The organism is Streptomyces phytophilus (assembly GCF_013870535.1).
GTDB classification, from domain to species: Bacteria; Actinomycetota; Actinomycetes; order Streptomycetales; family Streptomycetaceae; genus Streptomyces; species Streptomyces phytophilus.
In genome coordinates, this window is the sequence record NZ_JACBXC010001322.1 from 1 (window position 1) to 1,625 (window position 1,625).

Sequence of the window (1,625 nt, forward strand, 5' to 3'; positions counted from 1 at the left end):
ACCTCCCGGCCGTCACCGGCGGCCGGCGTCAGGCCGGCTGTCGCGGACAGGTAGCGGCCCAGCGCGGTCAGCGGGAAGACCATCCGGTAGAGGTGGTAGTTGATGGAGAAGTCCCACGGGAAGCCGGTGCCGGTGAACTGCGGCTCGTCCCAGGACCCGTCGGGCAGCTGGGTACGGGCCAGCCAGGCCACGCCGCGCTCGACGGCCGGACTGTCGTGCTCGCCGGCGGCCAGCAGCGCGAGCAGCGCCCAGCCGGTCTGCGAGGCGGTGGAGTCGCCGCGGGCGATCCACTCGGGGTCCGGGTACGAGCGCAGGTCCTCGCCCCAGCCGCCGTCCTCGTTCTGCACGTTCTCCAGCCAGGCCACGGCCCGGCGGATCGCCGGGTGCGACGCGGGCAGCCCGGCGGCGACGAGCGCGGGCACCGCCGAGCCCGTGCCGTACACGTAGTTGACGCCCCAGCGGCCGAACCAGCCGCCGGCCGCCTCCTGCTCGGCGAGCAGCCAGGCCACACCGCGGCGGGCGTGCGGGTCGTCGCCGAGCTTCTCGCCGGCCAGCATCTCCACCACGTGCGCGGTGACGTCGGCCGACGGCGGGTCGATGACCTCGCCGAAGTCGCAGAACGGCAGCTTGTTGGGGAGCGCCGAGGTGTTGTCCGCGTCGAACGCGCCCCAGGCGCCGTTCTTCGACTGCATGCCCGCCAGCCAGCGCACGGCGCGCTCCACGGCCGCGTCGACGCGCGCCTGGTCGGGGTGGGCGACACGGCGCAGGGCGAGGACGACCTCGGCGGTGTCGTCGGTGTCGGGGTAGTTGTCGTTGTGGAACTCGAAGGCCCAGCCGCCGGGGGCGAGTCCGGGGCGGCGCACCGCCCAGTCGCCGGTGGCCAGCACCTGTTCGGCGAGCATCCAGTCGGCGGCCTTGACGAGCTGGGGGTGGTCGGCGGGCACGCCGGCGTCGGCGAGCGCGATGGTCGCCAGACACGTGTCCCAGACCGGGGACTGGCACGCCTCGATCATCCGGACCGGGCCGTCGTCGCGCGTGTCTCCCGTGTCACTCGCGCCGTCGGCGTCCGCGTCCGGCCTCTCCGCGGCGTCGGTCCAGACCGCGAAGCGGTCCAGCGACTCCAGACCGGCTTTGAGCACCGGGTGGTCGAGGTCGTAGCCGAGGAGGTGCAGCGCCATCACCGAGTAGACCGCGGGCGGCTGGATACCGCCCCAGCAGCCGTCGCTCTCCTGGCGCTCGATGATCCAGCGGGCGCAGCTGCGCAGCGCCGCCTTGCGCAGCGGGCGCAGCGCGACCTTGCGGTAGGCGTGCAGCGCCCGGTCCAGCCGCTGGAAGAGGCCGTCCCAGGTCGTCGGCGACGCGTGCCGCCGGGGCGGGTTGGGCACGGCGGGGTCGGTGTGCAGCTCGTCGAGGGTGAACGGGGCGGGGTGCACGGGGCGCTTGGCGGAGACGACGGTCAGCGGCACGACGGTCTGCCGGGCCCAGCAGCCGAAGTCGTAGATGTTCAGCGGGAACCAGGACGGCAGGTAGATCAGCTCGGGCGGCAGCTCGGGCAGGTCCTCCCAGCGCCACCAGCCGAACAGCGCGAGCCAGATGCGGGTGAAGACGCGGCTCCCGGCGATGCC

Annotated in this window: 1 protein-coding gene; it reads right to left on the reverse strand. The window is 74.2% G+C overall.

What is annotated here, in order from left to right; translation table 11 throughout:
- On the reverse strand, positions 1-1,625 hold a 1,625-nt coding region (gene shc / locus H5J30_RS32010), incomplete at both ends, for a squalene--hopene cyclase (protein ID WP_181791111.1).